The sequence below is a fragment of the Vibrio sp. 10N.222.55.C7 genome (genome assembly GCF_041473335.1).
Lineage (GTDB): Bacteria > Pseudomonadota > Gammaproteobacteria > Enterobacterales > Vibrionaceae > Vibrio > Vibrio crassostreae_C.
The window spans coordinates 22887-46389 of sequence record NZ_JBFRSC010000069.1; the positions used below are offsets into that span (position 1 = coordinate 22887).

Genomic DNA, 23503 nt, shown 5'->3' on the forward strand with positions numbered 1-23503 from the left:
TTCACTACATTATTTAAATCAGAGAGTTAACTTAATATCGGTCACTCTGGGAATGATTATATTCGTTAGACACTCCCAATAATATACGCTAAAAGTAGGGTGTATTATTGGTCCTAATCTGAAATATACCGTTAAGCGTTTACGATCTTCATGTACTCAGCAACGCCATCGGCTACTGCTTTAAACTCGATATCGCAACCTGTACCGCGAAGCTTCGTTAGGTCTGCTTGAGTGAATTCTTGGTAAGCACCTTTTAAATGCTCAGGGAAAGGAATCGTTTCGATTTCGCCTTTACCATGGTGCTTGATAACTGCCTTGGCGACTTCTTCAAACGACTCAGCATTGCCAGTACCTAGATTAAAGAGGCCTGATACCCCATTTTCTAAGAACCACAAGTTTACAGCCGCAACATCACCTACATACACAAAATCACGCTTAAAGGTTTCGCTACCTGCGAACAATTTCGGGTTTTCACCGGCATTCATTTGGTTGTTTAGGTGGAAAGCGACAGAGGCCATGCTGCCTTTGTGTTGCTCGCGTGGACCATAAACATTGAAGTAACGAAACCCTACGATTTGCGAAAGCTTTTCGTTGTGTGCTGCTGCATCCGCGGTTAAGCGGCGAACGTAGTTATCAAATTGTTGTTTTGAATAGCCGTAGACATTCAATGCACCTTCGTACTCTCGTTCTTCAATGAAAGTGTCGGTTTCACCGTAAGTTGCAGCTGAAGAGGCATACAAGAAAGGAATTTCACGTTCAACACAGTAATGAAGTAGCTCTTTTGAGTATTCATAGTTGTTGAGCATCATGTATTTGCCATCCCACTCAGTGGTAGCAGAGCATGCTCCTTCATGGAAAACAGCTTCAATATGACCAAAATCATCACCGGCCATGACTTGAGTTAGGAAGTCATCACGATCCATGTAATCCGTGATGTCTAGGTCTACAAGGTTCTTAAATTTCTTACCATCTTTTAAGTTGTCGACGACTAGAATATCGTTGTGGCCCGCTTCATTAAGCGCCTTAACAATATTGCTGCCAATCATGCCTGCACCACCAGTTACGATAATCATAATTTCTAACTCTTTTGAATACAAAACTGTCACGAGTATAGCAAGGAATGGATAAAGCGGGCTAGTGGAATAATTCCCCAACCAGAGTATGATACGGCAAGCTAAGTTATAAATTATGTTGAGTTAATTACTCAAAACTATAGGTATTATCATGAAGATTGCAGTAGCCGGTACAGGGTATGTGGGTCTATCAAACGCTATGCTTTTGGCACAACATCATGAAGTCATTGCGGTAGATATCATCGATGAAAAAGTGGCAATGCTAAACAATAAGCAGTCACCGATTGTAGACAATGAGATTGAGCACTTTCTATCAAATAAGACGCTGAACTTCATGGCAACAACGGATAAAGCCGCTTACAAAAATGCTGAATTTGTCATCATTGCTACACCTACCGATTATGACCCTAAAAACAATTATTTTGATACCAGCTCTGTAGAATCTGTCATCAAAGACGTCATGGAGATCAATCCTGATGCGGTGATGGTTATTAAATCAACGGTGCCGGTTGGCTATACCGAGCGTATTAAGCAAGAGCTGAACTGCGAAAACGTCATGTTCTCACCGGAGTTTTTGCGTGAAGGCAAGGCCCTGTACGATAATCTACACCCATCACGTATTATCGTTGGTGAATGTTCTGAACGCGCTAAAGTGTTTGCGAATCTTCTTGTGGAAGGTGCGGAAAAAGAAAACATCGACGTACTGTTTACTCACTCAACGGAAGCAGAAGCAGTAAAGTTATTCTCAAATACTTATCTAGCGATGCGAGTTTCTTATTTCAATGAGCTTGATTCTTACGCGGAAGCGCATGGCTTGGATTCTCGTCAGATCATAGAAGGTGTTGGCTTAGACCCTCGTATCGGCAATCATTACAACAACCCTTCATTTGGTTACGGTGGTTACTGCTTACCAAAAGACACCAAGCAACTATTAGCAAACTATCAAGATGTACCAAACAACATTGTGGGTGCGATTGTTGATGCAAACCGTACCCGAAAAGACTTCATTGCGGATTCAATTATTAAGCGCTCGCCTAAAATTGTTGGTATTTATCGTTTGATCATGAAGGCGGGCTCTGACAATTTCCGTGCTTCTTCCATCCAAGGGATCATGAAGCGTTTAAAAGCCAAAGGCATCGAAGTCGTCGTGTTTGAACCGGTATTGAAAGAAGAGCACTTCTTTAACTCGAAAGTCTATTCTGATCTTGCTGAGTTCAAAGCGGTGTCCGATGTGATTGTTTCTAATCGAATGGTAGAAGAGATCGCAGACGTTGCAGATAAGGTGTACACACGAGATCTGTTTGGCAGTGATTGATTCGGCTCTATTTTAGCTAATGCTAATTAGACCAGATGTTAACAGCTCGATCTATCCGTTTAGTGGCGATATACTGAACCCCTAAACGGATAGGGATACTAATAACTAATGAAAACACGTGACAAGATTGTTTACGCTGCTCTAGAGCTTTTTAATGAGCACGGTGAGCGTAGTATTACGACCAATCATATTGCTGAGCATATCGAGATTAGCCCTGGTAACCTCTACTACCATTTCCGCAACAAGCAAGAAATTGTCCGTGACATCTTTACTCTCTATTCGACAGAGTTACTTGAAAGGTTCACACCGATTCAAGGCCAACAAGAAAGCCTGACGTTACTAAAGACTTACTTAGATTCTATCTTCACACTGATGTGGAAGTACCGATTCTTCTATGCGAATCTGCCTGAAATATTGTCACGTGATGAAAAACTCCACCTTGATTACATGGCCGTACAAGAAAAGCTGCAAACGAATCTTGTCGATATCATGCGAGCCTTCGTTGAGTTGAACCTGCTCAAAGCAACGGATACGGAAATGAAATCGATGGTCACTTCTCTTCACTTGATCGCATCGGGTTGGTTGGCGTATCAGTCTGCGATGTCTCCAAAAGCCCAAATTACCGAGCAAGTCGTTCATCAAGGAATGCTGCAGATGATCGCGACGGTTAAACCGATTGCGACAGCTCAAGGTTTTGAGCAGCTGACATTATTGGAAGATGGTGTAAGGGCGTTGAACTCTAAATAGAAAGAGACGAGTAAGCGATATACGGGATTCGAAGAAAGATACTTGCATCCCGTATCTGCTCTTTATCGAACCAACCAGCTCTTTGGATTCTGAGCTTGGCTGTTTCTACGAATTTCAAAGTACAATGATGGGCGTGTTTGGCCGCCAGTGTCACCTGCAAGCGCGATGGCTTCACCCGCTTTAACCTTGTCACCTTCTTTCTTCAGTAGTGCTTGGTTAAAGCCGTAGAGCGTCATATCACCTTTACCGTGGTCAAGTAGCACCACTAATCCATAGCCACGCAGATACTCTGCAAATACCACCGTGCCAGAGTAAACCGATTTTACCTGCTGACCGTACTTGGCGTTGATCACCATGCCTTTCCAGTTAATTTGCCCCGTTTGACGTGAACCGTAGTTATGTAGAACTTTATCTTTGATCGGCCAAGGCAGCTTACCTTTACGTTTTGCTAGGCCATCCATCGGGACTGCATTACGTCGTTCTCGAGCCGCTTTTTCTGCTTTCGCTATTTCAGCTTTGAGGCGTGTTTCATTTCGCTGAAGCTCTGCTAGGTAATTCTTGTCACCCGAGATGTTTTTCTTGATGCTGCCAACCGTTTTCTTACGCTGCGTTTGAGTTTTGGCTAACGTATCGCGCTTGGTGGTTTGCTGTTTTAGCAGTGTTGCTATCTGTTCTTGCTCAAGTTGACGCTGTTTATGGCTCTCTTCTAATTCAAGTTGCGTCTGTTCAATCGTTTTAATGGTTGCGGAGCGAGCTTTGGCAAGGTGCTGGTAATAATGACTGATGCGATCTTCTTCTACACCGGTGTTGAGAATGTGAGAAGAAGCCTTAGCTCGACTCGTCATGTAGTAAGTCTGAATGAGCTGCTCTAACTTGTCTGTCTGGACTTTTTTCTGTGCAGTGAGCGCTTTAATCTTTGTGTCTAAATTAGCAATATTAGCATTAGCAGTATTGAGCTGCTTTTTACTGTCTAGAATCGCTTTTTCAAGTGAAGCGATGGACAGCTCCTGCTTCTTGAGGTTTGCCTGTAGGCTATCGAGTTTCTTTTGCTGGGAAGAGAGCGCTTTCTGTTGACGAGAGATTTCGCTTGATACGCCTTTCAGTTCACCTTGAGATGCAGCAAATGATGATGAAGACAAAAGAGCAACACCAAGGCTGGCAGATATCAAAAGAACAGTGCTCATTGATTGAACGGGTTTCATCATTATCGTCATTTTGCTCTTATTAATAATCAGCATCTGCTGCGAGTCTTTTCGCATCTCGGCTATCGGCTATTCGTCGGATCCCGAATCTGCTCTTAAATCCCATCACCATGGATGAAGTTCTGAGAGCGACCGTTAAACCCCTGATCCATGTCTAAAGATGGCTTATCAGTTTTCGGCTTTCCAACAATTTTTGCAGGAACACCAGCGACAGTCGTATGAGGCGGAACGGCTTGAAGAACCACAGAGCAAGAACCAATTTTCGCGCCTTCACCCACTTCAATATTGCCAAGTATTTTAGCGCCGGCACCGATCATTACACCTTCTCGGATTTTAGGGTGACGATCGCCACCTTCTTTACCCGTACCACCTAAAGTCACGTCTTGAAGGATAGATACATCATTTTCAACTACGGCTGTTTCACCAATCACGATACCGGTGGCGTGGTCGAGCATGATCGCTTTACCGATACGAGCGGCTGGGTGAATATCCACTTGGCAAGCAACCGAAATTTGGTTCTGTAGGTAAGTAGCAAGTGCAATACGCCCTTGCTTCCATAGCCAGTTAGCCACTCGGTAACCTTGCAAAGCGTGGTAGCCTTTCAGATAAAGCAGAGGCATCGAGTACATCTCGACCGCAGGATCTCGATTTACCGTCGCACAGATATCACAAGCAGCCGCATCAATAATCGATTGATCTTGCTTGAATGCTTGTTCAACCACCTCACGCACCGCCATTGCGGGCATTGAAGCCGTCTTTAGCTTATTGGCTAGGATATAACTTAATGCAGCGCCTAAGCTTTCGTGGTTGATAATGGTGGCATGGTAAAAACTCGCAAGCATAGGTTCTTGCTCTGACTGCTGTCGAGCTTCCTTCACAATGCATTGCCAAACCTTTTGCTGTTCACAGTGTTTCATTTTTCCATCCATTTTATCTATTTCATTCCACGACTTAATAAGCGATGTTATCGCTCTGACTTCTTGTCTCGAGCAAGCAGATCTTGCGCAGCTAAGTGTGCATCCTTTCCTTGATACAGCACTTGGTAAATTTGTTCAACAATTGGCATCTCAACGCCCATACGTTCTGATAGTAACCAAACTTCTTTAGTGTTGCGATAGCCTTCTACCACCTGGCCAATTTCTTCTTGTGCAGTATCAACATCTTTACCGGAACCTAACGCTAAACCGAAGCGACGGTTACGCGATTGGTTATCAGTACAGGTTAGTACTAGATCGCCCAGCCCTGCCATACCCATAAAGGTTTCGGGTTGTGCACCCAGTGCAGCACCTAAGCGACTCATTTCAGCTAAGCCACGCGTGATCAGTGCAGTACGAGCATTGGCACCAAAACCAATGCCATCCGACATGCCTGCGCCAATTGCGATAACATTTTTCACCGCGCCGCCAAGTTGCATACCGATGAAATCTGAGTTTGCGTATACGCGGAATGTTTTACCGCAGTGGATCTTCTCTTGCAGCTCTTCTAAGAATACTTCATCTGGTGAAGCGACAGAGATAGCCGTTGGCATGCCCATCGCTAACTCTTTGGCGAAGGTCGGTCCTGATAGAACCGCTAACGAGTAACCATCACCCAGCACATCATGCGCGACATCTTTAAGCAGGCGGCCTGTTTCTGGCTCTAGGCCTTTGGTCGCCCAACAGATGCGAGAATCCGTACCTAAGTAAGGTTTCAGGCTGTTTAGAACAATACCAAACACGTGGCTAGGTACAACAACGAGAAGGTCACGACTTGCTGTTACTGCTTTCTCAAGATCGGATTCGATGATTAGGCTTTCTGGAAAGTCGATATTTGGCAGGAACTCATTATTAGCACGCTCAGATTCAAGACGAGCCATATGAACAGGGTCGTGTCCCCAAAGAACAACATTGGCACCGTTACGCGCTAGAGATATCGCTAAAGAGGTTCCGTAAGAACCGGCGCCTATCACTGTCATGGCGATATCTTTGCCGTAAGCGCTGTCTTTACCGTAAGCGTCTGCCGTGTTAGTCGGGCGAGTTGTGTCTGTCATGCTTCCACCTAAAAATAATGAGGGAAATCGAAGAGTTTTGGAGAAACTCTCTATTAAGAAGAAAGTGTTCTACTAAGAAGGAAAAGCTATCCACAAAAATAAGAAGAGCTTTCAACTTTAATACAGTGTAAAGAAAAAATGCACATCGCAGAAGTTGCGATGTGCATTTAAAAGCGAACTAGCGCTTGAATCGTTAGAGTTAAGTTCTACTTTGAGACTTAAGCCTGTTCGCCTTCAGCTTGCTGAGCTTGGTTCTGTAGGTAGTTCATGAACAAAGCATCGAAGTTTACAGGTGCTAGGTTCAGTTGTGGGAACGTACCTTTAACCACTAGGCTAGAAATCGTTTCACGAGCGTATGGGAACAGGATGTTCGGGCAGAATGCACCTAGGCAATGAGCCAGTTGGCCAGCTTCCATTTCGCTTGCAGAGAAGATACCACCTTGCTGAACTTCACAAAGGAATGCTGTGTCATCTGCGTTCTTAACAGTGACCGTTAGACGTAGGATTACTTCGTAAACACCTTGGCCAAGTTCACGGCTCTGAGTGTCTAGATCCAGTTTTACATCTGGGTTCCACTCTTTTTGAAACATGTCTGGAGAGTTTGGCGCTTCGAAAGATACGTCTTTTAGAAAGATACGTTGGATTGCAAAGTTTTGTTGTGCGTCTTGTTGTGCTGCTTCAGCCATTTTCTTGTCCTTAAAAATTTATAATTAGGTTTTGTTCGTTATATTTGCCGAACAAAACCTTAAAGTCATATTCGTTGAATCAGGTCAGCTTACTTTTTGCCTTTAACCAAAGGTAAGTTAGCTTCGCTCCAAGCGACTAAGCCACTTTTCAGTACGCTTACGTTTTCGAAACCTGCTTTAACCAGTAGATTAGCGCTTTCTTGAGCGGTTTGACCTGTCTTGCATACTACGATGATTGGGTCTGCTTTGTGGCTTTCAAGGCTACCAAAGCTATTTGCTTTGATGTCTGACGGCAAAATGTGAACTGCGTCCGTAATATGGCCCTTTTTGAACTCATCCTTAGTACGAATATCAACCACAACACCGTTTTCACGGTTAATCATCTGTGTGGTTTGCGCTGCCGTGATCTCTTTGTAGGCTGCGTTTGATGTCTTGATAACGTTCGCAATGATGGCAACAACCAAGCCGATCCATACGATGGCTAAAATCATATTCTCTTGAACAAATGGAACTAACTCTTGCATATCTTGAACTCTTATTCGTTATTGGGCGAAAATTTATAGGGTAGGAGTATAGCGAGATTTTGGGTTTGGTGTACATAGCGTTAGCTTCATCACGCACACAACTAGATTTTTTTTTGATTATATTCGTTGATACATAGATAATGGAGATATTTACATTTTTAACTTTGAATGCGTAGTGTGGTTTCGCTTTGTGACCAATGGGCGGTAGCGTGCCTAACGGATATTACTCGTGCGTGTTAGGTTTTTTGGTTTTAAAGCTTTATTTTAGGAGTTTTTGTGAAGATATTAGTCACCGGTGGCGCTGGTTTTATCGGCTCAGCAGTTATACGTCACATTATAAATAATACATCTGACAGCGTAATAAACGTTGATAAGCTGACTTACGCAGGTAATTTAGAATCTCTTATCGAAGTGGACTCGAGCGAACGTTACGCATTTGAGCAAGTGGATATTTGCAAGCGTTCAGATCTTGACCGAGTGTTCGCTGAGCACAAACCGGATGCGGTAATGCACTTAGCCGCTGAATCGCATGTTGACCGTTCTATCACTGGGCCTGCAGCATTTATTGAGACGAATATAGTTGGTACATACACGCTACTAGAAGCCACGCGCGAATACTGGAATAATCTTGAAGATCATGTAAAAACAGATTTTCGCTTTCATCATATCTCTACTGATGAAGTTTATGGTGACCTGCCTCACCCAGATGAGGTTCCAGAAGGTGCTGAGCTACCAATGTTCTTGGAAACGACATCTTATGAGCCATCTAGCCCTTACTCTGCCTCAAAAGCATCAAGTGACCATTTAGTGCGTGCATGGTTGCGTACTTACGGCCTGCCAACTATCGTCACTAATTGCTCAAACAACTATGGCCCATACCACTTCCCTGAAAAATTGATCCCACTTGTCATCTTGAATGCTCTAGAAGGAAAAGACCTTCCTATCTACGGTAAAGGTGACCAGATTCGTGACTGGTTGTTCGTAGAAGACCATGCTCGAGCGCTCTACAAAGTAGTTACCGAAGGTAAAGTCGGCGAGACTTACAATATTGGTGGCCATAACGAAAAGAAAAACATTGAAGTTGTGAACACGATTTGTGAAATCCTTGACGCTCTAGTACCAAAAGGGAGCAAATACGCAGAGCAAATTACGTATGTTCAAGATCGTCCTGGTCATGACCGTCGCTATGCCATTGACTCATCTAAGATGCAACGTGAATTGGGTTGGACGCCAGAGGAGACGTTTGAGACAGGTCTTCGTAAGACAGTTCAATGGTACCTAGACAATGCCAAGTGGTGTCAAAACGTACAAGATGGTAGTTATCAACGTGAGCGTCTAGGTGTCATGGCAGGAGATAAATAATGAAAGGTATTGTATTAGCAGGTGGTTCAGGAACACGTTTATATCCACTTACACGTGGCGTGTCGAAACAACTGTTGCCGATTTATGACAAGCCAATGGTGTTTTACCCGATTTCTACATTAATGCTCGCTGGTATTAAAGATATTTTGATTATCACTACGCCGGAAGATAATGCGGGTTTCAAGCGTTTGTTAGGTGATGGCTCTGATTTTGGTATTAACCTTGAATATGCAATTCAACCAAGCCCTGACGGGTTGGCTCAAGCTTTCATCATTGGTGAAGAGTTTATTGGTGATGACAGTGTGTGTTTAGTCCTTGGAGATAATATTTTCTACGGTCAGTCATTTTCACAAACCTTACAAAATGCGGCATCAAGAGAATCTGGAGCAACGGTTTTCGGTTATCAAGTGAAAGATCCGGAGCGTTTTGGTGTTGTTGAGTTTGATGAAAACATGAAAGCGGTATCTATTGAAGAAAAGCCAGCAACGCCAAAATCAAATTATGCAGTTACAGGCTTATATTTTTACGATAACCGTGTGGTTGAAATGGCAAAGCAAGTGAAGCCATCTGAGCGTGGTGAGCTAGAAATAACGACCCTTAATGAGATGTACCTAAACGATGGCTCATTGAACGTTGAGCTACTAGGTCGCGGTTTTGCGTGGCTAGATACCGGTACACATGAGAGCCTTCATGAAGCGTCTTCTTTTGTACAAACAATTGAACATGTTCAAGGATTGAAAGTGGCTTGCCTTGAGGAAATTGCTTTACGAAATGGATGGCTATCTAAGGAAGAAGCAATCAAGAATGCTACTCCTATGAGTAAAAACGACTACGGTAGATACATCATTAATCTAGCTAAAGGTGACTAATGGAATCACAACATAACGGAGTGTTAATTACTGGTGGCGCCGGATTTGTTGGTAAAGCGTTGATTCGCAAATTACTAGATAACAATATACCAACAGTTGCCTTAGATGTTGTAGGGAAACCTGATTCTTTGCCTGAGTTAAGTAAGAATTTCAAGTGGCTTGAGCTTAGTTACCTTGAAGTCGCTATCGATAAAGGGCAACTGAGCAGAATTATAGATTCAAACAATGTAAAGACGGCTATACATTTAGCGACGACAATGTTTCCATCAGCGTCAGAAACGGACTTAGATAAAGATCTGTTAGACAACATGTTGGCGAATACTCGCTTATTTAGAAGTCTTTATGAGAGTGGCTGCGAAAAAATCATATTTGCATCATCAGGCGGAACGGTTTACGGACAGTCGGATAAAGTGTTTCACGAAAGCGATGGATACAACCCGAACATTTCATATGGGGTGAATAAGGCTACTACAGAAGTTTATTTGAATTATCTTGCGCAAAAGTATGACAAGCAGGCGGTATCCCTCAGGATCTCAAACCCTTATGGTGAAGAGCAAAACTTAGAGGGGAACCAAGGAGTTATACCTATATTCTTAAATAGGGTATCGAAGGGATTACCATTGACGATAGTTGGTTCGCTAAAAAATAAGCGAGATTATGTTTATATTGGTGATCTTACAGATGCTTTTATAAAGGTGATTGAATATAAGGGACAACAAAAGGCTTTTAATATAGGTTCGGGAGTTCCGACCTCACTAACTGAACTTATCAATATGATTGAGCAAAAAATGAGTACCAGTGTAGAAAAAAAGCTGGGTGACCAATCTATTGATATTGAAAATAGTGTTAAGTTAGACGTGAGTAGGGCTAAGCAAGAGCTAGATTGGCAGGCTAGTGTTAGCCTCGCATGTGGCATTGAAAAACTAATTAAATTTCATAAGTTGAAGAAAAAATGAAAAAAATACTAATCATTGGTTCAGGTTTTAGTGGACTTACAATCGCAAGGTTGCTCGCCGAAAAGGGAGTGAAGGTAAAAGTAGTAGATGATAGAGCACATATTGGCGGTAACTGCTTCGATAAGAGGGATGAAAAAACTAACATAAATGTCCACGTCTACGGGCCACATATTTTTCATACAGATAATAAAATGGTTTGGGATTTTGTTAACAAGTGGGGAGATTTTGAACCTTACATAACAAGAGTGAAGGCAACTGCTAACGGAAAGGTATACTCACTACCTGTAAATCTTCACACGATAAATCAGTTTTATGGAGCTGCTCTCTCTCCCACAGAAGCTAAGCAATTAATTGAGTCGAAAGGTGACCAGAGTATCCAGGCACCGAAGTCATTTGAAGAGCAAGCTGTAAAATTTGTTGGTGATGATTTATATAAAACTTTTTTCTACGGCTATCCAAAAAAACAGTGGGGGATGGATCCTACAGATATTCCTGCATCTGTATTGAAGCGTTTGCCTGTCCGGTTTGATTACAATGATAACTACTTTTCACATCAATACCAAGGTATTCCAAGAGATGGTTATACTGCTATTTTTGAGAATATGCTAAATCATCCTAATATTGAGTTAGTGTTAAATGTTAAGTTAGTTAAAGAAGATGTGGATAAACTCATAGATGAAGAGGGCTATGAACATGTATTTTTCTCAGGAGCTATAGATCACTTTTATAACTACGAATTTGGTAGGCTAGAATATCGAACTTTAAAGTTCGAAAAATTTTATAGTGAAGATGATTACCAGGGTTGTGCTGTAATGTCTTACTGTGATGAAAATGTCCCATTTACTCGAATTACGGAACATAAATACTTCACTCCGTGGGAAAAGCATGAAAAAAGTGTCATGTATAAAGAGTACAGCAAAAAGTGTGAGGATGGTGACATTCCATATTACCCAGTTCGACACGTATCGGGAGATGATGTTTGGAATTTATATGAAGCACGCTCGAAAAAAGAAAAGAATATAACTTTTGTTGGCCGGCTAGCGACTTATCGTTATCTTGATATGGATGTATGTATTAAGGAAGCGATTGAGTGCTTCGAAAATTATTGTCTAAAAAGCGGAATATGATATTTACAGTTGTGATTGTGTCCTATAATCGGACTCAAAAGTTGCAAGACTCAATCCAACAACTATTACGCACCTCTTTGGACGAAATAGTTGTTGTTGATAATAATTCATCATCGTTAACACGGGATATTTTAGACGAATTTTCAGAAAAGGATTCTAGAATTAGTGTAATTAAGCTTGATCAGAATAAAGGGGCTTCATTTGGTTTTTTTACTGGTCTTGAGCACCTAGAAAAAAAATATGATAAGTTTGTCATTACGTTTTTAGATGATGATGCCTTTTTTGGTGAAGATTTTTTAGATGAAATCAAAAGTTCTTATAAGAACCTTGGGAGTAATTATGCTTATTTAGCTCCTCAAGTTATCAATAAGAATAAAATTAGACTAAATATGAATAGACCGATGAACTTTGTACCTAGTTCAATAAAGAAAAGTCTAAAATTTTTGATAAATCGTCGAAACTTTGGTGAGATAAGTGGTTCAATTGAAGCCGCTAGTTTTATTGGGTTAACAATCTACAATGACGGAATTTTCAAATACTCATCGTTAATACCAACTGACTACTTTCTTTATTTCGATGATCTGACATTTACTCATAGACTGTCCAAAAAAATGAGCTTAAATGGCTACTATCAAGATAAATTAATTGTAACTCATGATGTGGATGATATCGGTAGAGAATTTGATGAATTTCGACTTTCTTATATTCTAAAGAATAGTAGGAGGTTTAATCGTGAAATTAATGGTATTTTCGGTATTTATCCGTTATTAGTTCATATTTATTACTTTTCCATCTTTGCTAAAAAAATGAAATTGAATGTGTTTTTTAAAGCATTATTTAAGAGAAACTCGTTATGAGCCGCATGCCCTTTAGAACTTTAGAGCTAGTATGGATAAAAGCCAAGCTTAATTTAAAGTCAGAAGCTTCGATCAATTACCTTAGTTATGCATGGTGGATTATTGAGCCACTATTGCAAATGGCTATTTACTATTTAGTTTTTTCTTTTTTGCTTAAGCAAGGTGGGCCTGATTATGTCCCTTTTTTGCTAACTGGATTGATTCCTTGGATATGGTTTGGGCGTAGCGTGAGTCACGCTCAGGGAAGCATTATACAAGGTAAGTACCTGATGAGTCAGGTACATGTACCTAAGATATTCTTTCCTTTAACTTTCATATTACAAGATGCAATAAAACAAATCCTAGTGTTTCTATTGCTTTTCGTATTTTTACTAATTTATGGTTATGAATACAACTCAGTCTTGCTTTGGTTTATTCCTATAGTTTTAATTCAATTATTACTTATAGTAGCGTTCTCATTAGCCGTCTCATTAATAGTTCCATTTGTTCGGGATTTTTCCTTTGTGATTGAAACAGGATTGCAAATAATGATGTTCTGTTCTGGTATTTTCTTTAACTATAGAGATATACCTGCAATGGAGTCAAAGATCTTTTTCGTAAACCCAATGGCGGTTATGTTAAGTTCATATCGCGATGTATTAATGTACAAAACAGTTCCTAATTTGGACCTGTTGTTATATGTAATCATATTGTCTTTAACCATTATTTCGGTATGTTTATTCGCTTTTAAAAAACTAGAATATATCTTGCCGAGAGTAGTACAAAAATGACTATTGATAAAGCCATAGAATTACAAAACGTTAGTGTTATCTATAAGGAAAGAACTAGTCTTTTTTCTTATGATCAACACACAGCCTTAAAAGATATTACATTTGATGTATTTAAAGGTGAGACATTAGGCATCATTGGCCGTAATGGTGCGGGAAAGTCAACATTACTAAGAATCTTGGCTGGAATTATTAAACCTGATGGTGGTAATATTCATATTAACACACAAAGCGTTTCATTAATGGCACTACAAGCTGGCTTTGATCCTAATTTATCAGGAAGGCAAAATACTATAATTAGTGGAATGTTGCTTGGACATAGATTATCACATATTAAGAATCTTATTGATGATATAAAAGAATATTCAGAGCTAAAAGAGTTTTATGAAAAGCCGATTAAGAATTATTCATCGGGTATGCTAGCAAGGTTAGGCTTTTCTATTGCTATGTATACAACTCCAGAGGTACTACTTATTGATGAGGTTCTTGGTGTTGGTGATGTGACATTTGCAGAAAAGGCTCAAAGCAGCATTAAGGAAAAAATAAAATCTAATACTACTGTGATAATAGTTTCCCATGATGAAGCTCAATTGCGATTGCTTTCTGATAGGTTGGTATGCATCGAGGATGGTGTTGTTATAGCTGAAGGTAGTAGCGATTCTGTATATATAAAATATAACATGATGATGAAGTTAACTAGCTATGGCTTAGCTTTTTCAAATTATGCTAATCCAGATGTGGTTGAATTAGAAATTGGAGATATAAATGTCTCAAAAGAGTATGCAGATATAGAATTTAATAAGAATAATTTGAAATCGTTAGAATTTTTCGTTGATCCTGATGATGTTCAATCGCTAGATGCAGGTGTTAAAACGTTTTGGATGCGAATTTTTTATGATACGAACTACACACTAGTGGTCCATGATGGTATCCAAAAAAAAATTAACTTCAACATCTCTATTTCTGTTTAGGTAAGCATCGCAAAATGATATTTTCATCACCGGAATTTATATTCTTCTTCTTGCCAGTAGTTGTAATTTTTTACTTTCTTTTCTCTAGATTTGTAAGCTTTTTTTCTGCAAAGCTATTTTTAATAGCAGCGTCATTGTTCTTTTATTCTTATTGGAATGTAAGCTATTTTTATATAATTGCAATCTCTGTTATTTTTAATTATTTTATTGGTGAAGGCATAAGGTCAGCAAGTAAACTAGGTAAAGTAAAGAAAAAGAAAGTAATGATTAGTTTAGGTATAGTAGCGAATGTATCTAGCTTGATTTACTACAAATATTATGATTTCTTTATTGAAAATATCAATGGTATTTTTGGTGTGAACATTTCTTTACTTTATCTTCTTCTTCCTTTAGCTATTAGCTTTTTTACATTTCAGCAAATAGCATATTTGGTCGATATCTACAAAGAAAAGTGCTCAAAATACAACTTTGCAGATTATTCACTTTTTGTACTATTTTTTCCTCAACTCATTGCAGGACCAATTGTGCATCATAATGAAATGATGCCACAGTTTGAAAATAAGGCCAATCGAAACCTAATCATAGGAAATGTGGTTTTAGGGTTACAAATATTTTCGGTCGGTTTATTTAAGAAAATTGTTATCGCAGATAGTTTCGGAACTATAGCTGATATAGGATATGCGAACACAATAAGCCTCGACTTTTATTCATCGTGGATGACTTCGATATCGTACACACTACAGTTGTATTATGATTTTTCTGGCTATTCGGATATGGCTGTGGGTATAGCATTGCTTTTCAATATCGTATTGCCCCAGAACTTTAACTCCCCTTATCGTGCTTTGAGCATTCAAGACTTTTGGCGTAGGTGGCATATGACTTTATCTCGTTGGTTGAGGGATTATGTTTATATTCCGCTTGGAGGAAGTAAATGTAACGAAGCCGTTGTTTGTAGAAACTTAGTGTTAACATTTCTAATTGGAGGGATCTGGCATGGAGCCGGTTGGACTTTTATTATTTGGGGGTTGCTACACGGTATAGCTTTAGTATGCCACCGACAGTGGCAAAAAAGCCAAAGGTTCCAGCTTCCTCGAGTTTTAGCTATTTTAATTACTTTCATGTTTGTAAATATTACTTGGGTATTTTTTAGGGCTGAAGACCTTTCATCTGCTATGGATATCCTACAAAGCATGTTTAACTACACTTCCAGCGGCTTATCGCTAACAGCGTTGATTGGAGACTCATACAATCAGTCGATAATTCTGAAAAGTTTGGGTGCGCTATTAAATGATAATAATGATACCTTGCTTATTACAACGGGAATTATATTGCTATTGACTTTTGCTAAAAAAAGAAATGCTTATGATTTACTTGTAAAAAGAGAACAGCTTTCATTCAGAAGTTGTGCGTTTATTAGCATAATGATTTTTGTCAGCTACGCCGTTACTATTAATGCTTCCGTTCCTAAATTCTTATACTTTAATTTTTAATTATGAACCCAATAAGATCGATAGTCACAGTTTTACTGATGGTACCAGTTGTTTTGGTATCGTATTATTTTGTAGTAGACTTTTATCTCACAGATAGACACTCTGGTAAGTACAGTGTGGCATTGAAGTACTACCTTTCTGAACTAGAAACTAATCAAAATAGAATTTTTATTGTTGCAGGTTCTAATGCGACTTATGGTTTTAATGCGGAAGCAATGTCGAAGAAGCTCAATGTGCCTACAGTTAACTTGGGTGATAATGGTGGCTTTCCCCTGTCGCATAAGATCAATGTCTTGAAAAAATTAGCAAAACCAGGTGATACGATATTGTTTCCACTGGAGTGGAATCATTATACTTATGGCGACTCAATCCCTTCAAGTTATCTGGACGTGATGTTTAATTATCCTATTGGTTTTGGATATTATTACAAGCATATGCCGTTTTCTAAAAAAGTAGAGTTCGTGTTTAAAGATATGCCTTTTAATTACTTTTTTTCATCCCTTAGAGGAGTGTTTAAAAGAGACTTTTATAATGATAGTAAATATTTGACATCTTATGAAGCATTAAAAAATACGCTGTTGATTGACGATAGAGTCTCTTATGGTGGTATTATTTCAAATGATAGAATACCAAACGGTGACAGGGAGACATCTCTTTATCAGTGTGATGAATACCTATTTGGTACAACAGATATGTCTGATGTTAACCCGAGCAGGCGCTTTATTAATAATTTGAGTGAAATTTCGTCACTTAAAAAGCAGGGCATCAACGTTTACTTACTTTGGCCTAATGTTACTTCCAAAAATGACGTATCTTGTTATAGTGAACTCATTGACAATAGCTTTGAAGAATATGTTGAAAGAATAAAGTTGGTAGCATCAGAATTTGATATCGATTATCTAATTGATGACCCATATAGTAGTCGTTATGATGAAAGTTGTTTTGTTAATACACCATATCATATAAAGTCTACTTGCGCTGATAAGAGAACATTAGACGTAATTAATGCTCTAAAGAATAATGGAGTTTTTGAACCTACTGGCACCAATGACTTTTTGAGATTCGCCGTAAGTGAACTTAGAAAGACGATACTAAAGCTGGAAGATACAAATTATTTGCCAACATTTGAGCTATCGAAAAAATATACCGCGAATGAATTGAAAGAAAGCCTTCGTTCTGGTTGGTACGATAATGAAAAGTGGGGTGTTTGGAGTCAAGGTTATGCCTCCACTATTCAATTTAAGATCAGAAAGCCTGGGGATGTAGCATTATCGTTTTCCGGTAGCTACATTGTAAAAGAGCCAACTACTGTTATTGTAAATGGCACTGTTTTAGGTGATTTTGATCTTAATTCTGATGTCGTTAATATTCCAAAGTCACTTATAAATGATCATATTGTTTCTATTGAATTTAAATTTGGTAATATATATGTACCATCTGAAATTAGTGACTCTAGTGATAATCGAGAACTGAATTTTGCGTTAACAGGAATGATATTAAATGAAATTTGATAAGAGTGTATATGTACTAGGTTCTTCAGGTTTTGTTGGAGATTATTTATACAAATATTTAGATTTTTCTAACAAGTTTACCGTCGGAAGAACTAACTGTGATGTGTCTTTAGACCTATCAAGTAACAACTTTGATGATTTACTTTCTAGAGTCCAAAAAGATGATGTTGTTGTTTTTCTTGCGGCTATATCCTCCCCTGACCTGTGTGAAAAGAAATTTGATCAAGCTTATAGTATTAATGTAACTAATACGATCCTTCTCATCGACAAGCTTATTGCCAAAGGCGTAAAAGTGATATTTTCCTCGAGTGATGCAGTGTTTGGAGCCGCTAATAAACTGTGCTTTGATGACTGTGAAACGAAACCGTTTGGTCAATATGGGAAGATGAAATCTCAAGTTGAAGAGAGTTTTAAAGGCAATGAGAATTTCTTTGTTGTTCGATTTTCATATGTTTTAGCCAAAGATGATAAATTTTCTCTGATGATAGGTGATCATGCAGATACAGGGCAAAACCTTGATGTCTTTGACGGATTTGAACGAAACGTTATTTCACTTGATGACGTGTTATTAGGTATACAAAATATCATTGTAAACTGGAATGATATAGAAACCAGAACTGTAAATTTCTCCGGCCATCAACTTGTGAGTCGACAGGATATAGTGAAAGAATTCGCGGACCAAAAATATCCAAATTTAACCTATTCTTTTACGGACGCTCCAGTTAGCTTTTGGAAGGGCAGACCTAAGAGAATAAATACTGAAAGTAAATATTTAGATGCGATTTTAAAGAGACCCGCAAAATCGTATAAAGAATCTATCAAGGAGTACAATTAAAAATGAAAAACGTTCTGATTACCGGTTTTACCGGGCAAGTAGGCTCACAGCTTGCCGACTATCTTTTGAATGAAACAGATTACGATGTCGTTGGAATGATGCGTTGGCAGGAGCCTATGGACAACATTTATCAACTGACAGAAAAGATCAATTCTAAGGAGCGTGTTTCTGTTGAGTACGCTGACTTAAATGACTTTGCATCTCTTTATGAGCTAATCGATTCAAAGCGTCCTAGTTTTATTTTTCATTTAGCAGCGCAGTCCTTTCCTAGGACTTCTTTTGATATCCCTATTGAGACTCTACAGACCAATATTATCGGTACGGCTAACTTACTTGAATGTGTTCGCAAGTTAAAAGCAGCAGACGGTTACAATCCTGTGGTGCATGTTTGTTCATCTAGTGAAGTATATGGTCGAGCAAAAGTTGGTGAAGCTTTGAATGAGGAATCACAATTTCATGGCGCTAGCCCATATAGTATCAGTAAGATTGGTACTGACTACCTTGGTCAGTTTTACGGTGAAGCATATGGCATTAAGACATTTGTGACGCGTATGGGGACTCATACAGGTCCGAGACGAAGTGATGTATTTTTTGAGAGTACTGTTGCAAAGCAAATAGCCCTTATCGAAGCAGGCTATCAAGAGCCTAAATTAAAGCTTGGTAATCTTGCAAGTGTTAGGACATTCCAAGATGCTAGAGATGCGGTTAGAGCGTATTACCTTCTTGCTCTCGAGAGCGAAAAGGGCAACGTGCCTTGTGGTGAGGCATTCAATATTGCAGGTGAAGAGGCATTTAAGCTTCCTGAAGTTATTGAAATATTATTAGGTTTTAGTACTCGCAATGATATAGAAGTTGTAACAGATACAGATCGTTTACGTCCTATTGATGCCGATTATCAGATGTTCGACAACACTAAGATCAGAAATTTTATTGATTGGAAGCCGGAAATTGCTACATCAGATATGTTCAAAGATTTATTACAGCATTGGCGTGATGAAATCTCTTCTGGTCGTATTCCTTTAAATCGTTAGGAAAAAATATTAATGAAAGTTAGAAGCAAAGCGCCTTTACGCCTTGGAATTGCCGGAGGGGGGACTGATGTGTCGCCCTACAGTGACACATATGGCGGATGCGTACTCAATGCGACCATTAATATGTACGCATATGCATATGTCGATGATGAAATTGAAGGCAATAAAGTCTATTTTGAAGCTGTTGATTTAGGGATTAGCGAAGAGATAGACTTGAGTCAAAATGAGTTTGGGTTAGAAGGTAAACTCAAGCTTCACCGCGCTGTATATCTTCGAGTTATGAATGATTACTTCGGTGGAGAGTTAAAGCCATTGAGAATTATTACTCACTCAGATGCTCCTGCAGGCAGTGGTCTTGGTTCATCTTCAACCGTCGTTGTTTCAATGCTTCAAGGGCTTACTCATTTATACTCATTGCCTCTAGGTGAGTACGACTTAGCTCAGTTGGCCTTTAGTATCGAACGAGTTGATTGTTCCCTTTCTGGTGGAAAACAAGACCAGTATGCAGCAACGTTTGGTGGTTTTAACTTCATGGAGTTCTATGCTAAGAATCATGTAGTGGTGAACCCATTGAGAATTCGCCGCTATATTGTGAATGAACTTGAATCATCTTTAATACTCTATTTTACAGGAACATCTCGTGACTCTGCTAAAATTATAGATGACCAAATCAAGTCTTTAGAGGAGGACAAAGACTCTAAGCTTGAAGCTATGCATAGTGTAAAGCAATCTGCTTACAGAATTAAAGAGCATTTGTTGAAATCAGATATTGATGCGATGGCTGCTGATTTTCTTGATGCATGGGAAAGTAAGAAAAAAACGTCATCTTCAATAACGAACCCTATGATCCAAGATATTGAAAATGAAATATTCAATATCGGTGCCAAGTCAATGAAAGTGTCTGGAGCAGGTGGTGGTGGCTTTATGATGATATTTGTTCAGCCAGAAAAGAAAAATATAGTAGAACGTAAGCTTGAGCAATTTGGTGGTCAAGTATATAAATTCCAATTTGTCGAAGAGGGAGCATATTCGTGGACAATCTAGAATACATCCATAGCTATTTAAACAAGAGTATTTCAGTTAAACAAAAGTTAATTTCTTCAAATGAAGTATTAGCTCAAGTTTCTAAAGTTGCAGATTTAATTATCGAAGCATATCGTAACGGTAATAAGGTTATTATAGCAGGTAATGGTGGTAGTGCTGCTGATGCGCAACATATCGCCGCTGAATTTGTGAGTAGATTCTTTTTTGATCGACCTGGTTTGCCTGCTTTAGCTTTAACAACGGATACATCTATGCTGACGGCAATTGGTAATGATTACGGATTCGATAAACTTTTTGCTCGACAATTACAAGCACAGAGCCGAAGCGGGGATATCTTTATTGGGATTAGTACCTCAGGAAACTCTGAAAATATAATTAATGCTATGAATCTAACTAAAGATTTAGGTGTGACAAGCGTTGCATTGTGTGGCGAAAGCGGTAAGTTAAAGGATATGGTTGACTACTCTATTAACGTACCTTCTACCGTGACTCCTTACATACAAGAGTGTCATATATGTATCGGTCATATGATCTGTGCGATTGTTGAAGAAGTTATATTTAAAACGGAAGAGTAAGTTTATGCATGATGTAGTTATCTTAGCTGGAGGGTTTGGAACCCGCTTGAAAACAATTAGTGGCGAGTTACCTAAGCCAATGGTGGATATCTCTGGGCAACCATTTCTTTATCGACTAATGAAGTACTTAGAGGAACAAGGTGTAAGAAGAATCATTCTGTCACTCTCCTACAAAGCTAACTACATCATTGATCAAGTGCAGAAAGATAATCCAGTTAGTTGTGATGTAGATTTTATAGTTGAAGATGAACCGCTTGGTACTGGCGGTGCTATAAAACTTGCAACCAGTAAAGTGAAAAGTGAACAGTTTATAGTTTTAAATGGTGATACGTATTGCGAGCTTGATTATAACGCGTTTATTAATAGCTCTAAAAATGTTCAATTGCTAATTTCTGGTGTAGAGGTCAATGACGTAAGTCGGTATGGAAGTCTCAAGCTAGACCGTGATAATAATGTGTTAGCAATGGTTGAGAAAGGGCCTGGCGGGAACGGAATTATCAATAGTGGAATTTATCTTCTCGATAAAAATATTATCGAAAATTACTCGAAAAATAAATTCTCATTTGAAACGGACTTTTTACCAGGTTTTAATGGAGTATTTAAGGCTTATACAAGTAAAACATATTTTATTGATATAGGTATTCCTGAGGATTATCATAAAGCGTGCGAGAAATTCAAATGAAAATTGCCTTTCTAGATCGCGACGGTGTAATTAATCGAGAAATTAATTATCTCTACAGAATAGAGGATTTTGAATTTACTGAGAACTGTATTTCAGGTATGAAGCGGTTGATTGAGCATGGTTTTCAAATCATTATTGTGACGAACCAAGCTGGTATTGCAAGAGGATACTATACCGTTCATGACTATGAAATTCTTACAAAGTGGTACCAGGAAGAATTATCTAAACATGGAATAGAGGTTTTGGATATCTTATATTGTCCTCACCATAAAGAAGGTTCTGTCGCTGAATTTAGTTTTGGGTGTCGTTGCAGAAAACCTAACACTGGCATGTTAGAATTGGCATCGACTAAATATGATGTTGATTTGAACGAATCTATAATGATTGGTGATAAAGAAAGCGATGTATTAGCTGGGATTAAATTTGGTTTGTCAAAAGTATACATGGTCGAAACTGGTCACGAGATTGAACTAAAACATTACACTAAATATGATATATACCCAAACTTACTCTCTATTCCATTATAAAAAGGTCTTGTTTTGAATCGAATTAAGCTGTTCTTTGTTAAATGTTATCACACTAGAGTCGGAAGACGGGTATGGGGGCTGTTTGTTAAACTAGTGAATTCATATTACTTTAGGCGATTATTAAAAAAAGCACTTAATATCGTAGAGAAACTGCCTGAAGACACAACGGTACTACCTAAAATAATTAAGTCTCACTCTAAAAAAAATGCATTAGTAGTCATGCCATTTTATGGCTCTGACGCTGTTGGTAAAAATTGCGACTCTAAAATAAGAGCCTTGAAGAAATTAGGCTATTCAATACATACTGTGATTTATAATGATTCTCCTTGGGATTCAAATAATGACTTATGGGATTATACTTATAATTTAAAAGCTATAGGTGGTAAATTTGGTCAACTTAAGCGAGATGTTAACCAACAAGTAATCGCAGATGGTAACGGTATTGATGATTGGGTCGATGACAGAGCAATGCAGTTTGTGGGCGCGCTCTCTGCTACTAATCAATTTGATGTTGCGATGATCAATTATGTTTTCCTTTCTAAACTTTCAACTGCGGTAAATAAAGATGCAGTTATTATGTTAGATACGCATGATGTATTCGCAAACCGAAATTCCCGAATGAGTAATATAGGTGTTGCTGAAGATAAATTCTATTTTTCGACTTCACAAAGTGAAGAATCAATTGGGCTTTCTCGATCTGATTACATTATAGCGATTCAAGAGGCTGAGGGTGAGTACTTCCGAGACACAACATCTTCAAACGTGATTGTGCAACCCCCTATGATACCAAAGAACTTCTTAGATTATACGCCTCAAGGAGGTTCTCAGCTTGTTGTTGGCTTTATGGCGTCAGGACATTACCCGAATGTTGTTGCGATAAAGAACCTGATAGAGAGCTTATCTAGAAGGGAGCACAATATAAGATTGAATGTGACGGGCACTATATGTGGTGCTTTAGATGAACTAGAGTTACCAAAATTTGTAAAGGTCTTGGGCTTTTGCGAGAGTTTGGAAGAATTTTATGCATCATGTGATCTCATAGTAAACCCTGATGAGTTGTTGTCTGGGATGAAAGTTAAATGTTTAGAGGCGTTATCTTTTGGGGCTCCATTAGTGTCAACTAAAGCAGGTATGGAAGGTATTCAAACTTCAAAAAGCTATCACCAATTAGAGTCGGCAGATGAGTGTGCTGAATTTATATCTCTACTAGATAAAAGTAGTCTGACCTCTATGGCAAAAGACAGTCAAAGAGTTTTTGAAGCATTCAATGATAGATACGATCTAGAGTCAACATTAAAGGCAGTTCTTAAGAGTTATGAATAG

Annotated in this window: 24 protein-coding genes; 18 read left to right on the top strand and 6 right to left on the bottom strand. The window is 38.9% G+C overall.

Annotation, left to right across the window (positions count from 1 at the left end; genetic code table 11):
• Window positions 1-131 precede the first annotated feature (131 nt).
• Window positions 132-1073: an ADP-glyceromanno-heptose 6-epimerase gene (rfaD, locus tag AB4482_RS21735; protein WP_372058101.1), complete on the bottom strand. Its 942-nt coding sequence runs from the start codon at window positions 1071-1073 to the stop codon at window positions 132-134.
• 151 nt (window positions 1074-1224) lie between these two features.
• On the opposite strand from rfaD, the gene AB4482_RS21740 reads away from it, so the two are divergent.
• Both AB4482_RS21740 and AB4482_RS21745 read left to right on the top strand, forming a co-directional pair.
• Window positions 1225-2388 carry a nucleotide sugar dehydrogenase gene (locus tag AB4482_RS21740; protein WP_017071086.1) on the top strand — a complete coding sequence of 388 codons (1164 nt, stop codon included), beginning with the start codon at window positions 1225-1227 and terminating at the stop codon, window positions 2386-2388.
• Between the two features lie 108 nt (window positions 2389-2496).
• Window positions 2497-3135 carry a TetR/AcrR family transcriptional regulator gene (locus tag AB4482_RS21745; protein ID WP_017063104.1) on the top strand — a complete coding sequence of 213 codons (639 nt, stop codon included), beginning with the start codon at window positions 2497-2499 and terminating at the stop codon, window positions 3133-3135.
• Window positions 3136-3197: 62 nt separating this feature from the next.
• Here the strand turns inward: AB4482_RS21745 and AB4482_RS21750 are convergent, their stop codons facing one another.
• The 5 genes from AB4482_RS21750 to AB4482_RS21770 form a co-directional block, all read right to left on the bottom strand.
• Window positions 3198-4349 (bottom strand): murein hydrolase activator EnvC, encoded by a 1152-nt coding sequence (locus AB4482_RS21750; protein ID WP_017066282.1) that lies wholly within the window; start codon window positions 4347-4349, stop codon window positions 3198-3200.
• A gap of 83 nt (window positions 4350-4432) precedes the next feature.
• Entirely contained in the window at window positions 4433-5254 is an 822-nt protein-coding gene (gene cysE / locus AB4482_RS21755; protein WP_009847961.1) for a serine O-acetyltransferase, read from the bottom strand.
• A 47-nt stretch (window positions 5255-5301) separates the two neighbouring features.
• Entirely contained in the window at window positions 5302-6366 is a 1065-nt protein-coding gene (gpsA, locus tag AB4482_RS21760; RefSeq protein ID WP_372014016.1) for an NAD(P)H-dependent glycerol-3-phosphate dehydrogenase, read from the bottom strand.
• 218 nt (window positions 6367-6584) lie between these two features.
• A complete protein-coding gene (secB, locus tag AB4482_RS21765) occupies window positions 6585-7052 on the bottom strand; it encodes a protein-export chaperone SecB (RefSeq protein ID WP_004741403.1) in 468 nt (155 codons plus the stop codon).
• An 89-nt stretch (window positions 7053-7141) separates the two neighbouring features.
• Complete coding sequence (locus AB4482_RS21770) at window positions 7142-7576, bottom strand: rhodanese-like domain-containing protein (RefSeq protein ID WP_281053200.1); 435 nt, start codon at window positions 7574-7576, stop codon at window positions 7142-7144.
• A 276-nt stretch (window positions 7577-7852) separates the two neighbouring features.
• Here AB4482_RS21770 and rfbB point away from each other — a divergent pair, with 276 nt between their 5' ends.
• The 16 genes from rfbB to AB4482_RS21850 all read left to right on the top strand — a co-directional run bounded on the left by rfbB (window position 7853) and on the right by AB4482_RS21850 (window position 23503).
• Complete coding sequence (gene rfbB / locus AB4482_RS21775) at window positions 7853-8938, top strand: dTDP-glucose 4,6-dehydratase (protein ID WP_171732270.1); 1086 nt, start codon at window positions 7853-7855, stop codon at window positions 8936-8938.
• Entirely contained in the window at window positions 8938-9807 is an 870-nt protein-coding gene (rfbA, locus tag AB4482_RS21780; RefSeq protein WP_102311749.1) for a glucose-1-phosphate thymidylyltransferase RfbA, read from the top strand. Before rfbB ends, rfbA begins: the two co-directional genes overlap by 1 nt.
• On the top strand, window positions 9807-10763 hold the full coding sequence (locus AB4482_RS21785) for an NAD-dependent epimerase/dehydratase family protein (protein WP_171732269.1): 957 nt from the start codon (window positions 9807-9809) through the stop codon (window positions 10761-10763). Before rfbA ends, AB4482_RS21785 begins: the two co-directional genes overlap by 1 nt.
• Window positions 10760-11890, top strand: coding sequence for a UDP-galactopyranose mutase (gene glf, locus AB4482_RS21790; RefSeq protein ID WP_171732268.1), 1131 nt, complete (start codon window positions 10760-10762; stop codon window positions 11888-11890). The genes AB4482_RS21785 and glf overlap by 4 nt, the downstream gene beginning before the upstream one ends.
• Window positions 11887-12747 carry a glycosyltransferase gene (locus AB4482_RS21795; protein WP_171732267.1) on the top strand — a complete coding sequence of 287 codons (861 nt, stop codon included), beginning with the start codon at window positions 11887-11889 and terminating at the stop codon, window positions 12745-12747. Before glf ends, AB4482_RS21795 begins: the two co-directional genes overlap by 4 nt.
• Window positions 12744-13517, top strand: a complete 774-nt coding sequence (locus AB4482_RS21800) for an ABC transporter permease (protein WP_171732266.1) — start codon at window positions 12744-12746, stop codon at window positions 13515-13517. Before AB4482_RS21795 ends, AB4482_RS21800 begins: the two co-directional genes overlap by 4 nt.
• Window positions 13514-14485, top strand: a complete 972-nt coding sequence (locus AB4482_RS21805) for an ABC transporter ATP-binding protein (RefSeq protein ID WP_372181666.1) — start codon at window positions 13514-13516, stop codon at window positions 14483-14485. Before AB4482_RS21800 ends, AB4482_RS21805 begins: the two co-directional genes overlap by 4 nt.
• Before the next feature lie 14 nt (window positions 14486-14499).
• Entirely contained in the window at window positions 14500-15975 is a 1476-nt protein-coding gene (locus tag AB4482_RS21810) for an MBOAT family protein (protein WP_372181667.1), read from the top strand.
• 116 nt (window positions 15976-16091) lie between these two features.
• Window positions 16092-17486, top strand: a complete 1395-nt coding sequence (locus tag AB4482_RS21815) for a hypothetical protein (protein ID WP_372181668.1) — start codon at window positions 16092-16094, stop codon at window positions 17484-17486.
• Window positions 17476-18321 (top strand): sugar nucleotide-binding protein, encoded by an 846-nt coding sequence (locus tag AB4482_RS21820; RefSeq protein WP_372181669.1) that lies wholly within the window; start codon window positions 17476-17478, stop codon window positions 18319-18321. The genes AB4482_RS21815 and AB4482_RS21820 overlap by 11 nt, the downstream gene beginning before the upstream one ends.
• Window positions 18322-18323: 2 nt before the next feature.
• Window positions 18324-19352: a GDP-mannose 4,6-dehydratase gene (locus AB4482_RS21825; protein WP_372181670.1), complete on the top strand. Its 1029-nt coding sequence runs from the start codon at window positions 18324-18326 to the stop codon at window positions 19350-19352.
• A gap of 12 nt (window positions 19353-19364) precedes the next feature.
• Window positions 19365-20396 carry a hypothetical protein gene (locus AB4482_RS21830; protein WP_372181671.1) on the top strand — a complete coding sequence of 344 codons (1032 nt, stop codon included), beginning with the start codon at window positions 19365-19367 and terminating at the stop codon, window positions 20394-20396.
• Window positions 20384-20971, top strand: coding sequence for an SIS domain-containing protein (locus AB4482_RS21835; protein ID WP_102306737.1), 588 nt, complete (start codon window positions 20384-20386; stop codon window positions 20969-20971). Before AB4482_RS21830 ends, AB4482_RS21835 begins: the two co-directional genes overlap by 13 nt.
• A gap of 4 nt (window positions 20972-20975) precedes the next feature.
• Complete coding sequence (locus AB4482_RS21840) at window positions 20976-21653, top strand: nucleotidyltransferase family protein (protein WP_171732260.1); 678 nt, start codon at window positions 20976-20978, stop codon at window positions 21651-21653.
• Window positions 21650-22180, top strand: coding sequence for a D-glycero-beta-D-manno-heptose 1,7-bisphosphate 7-phosphatase (locus AB4482_RS21845; RefSeq protein WP_171732259.1), 531 nt, complete (start codon window positions 21650-21652; stop codon window positions 22178-22180). Before AB4482_RS21840 ends, AB4482_RS21845 begins: the two co-directional genes overlap by 4 nt.
• 12 nt (window positions 22181-22192) lie before the next feature.
• Complete coding sequence (locus AB4482_RS21850; RefSeq protein WP_171732258.1) at window positions 22193-23503, top strand: glycosyltransferase; 1311 nt, start codon at window positions 22193-22195, stop codon at window positions 23501-23503.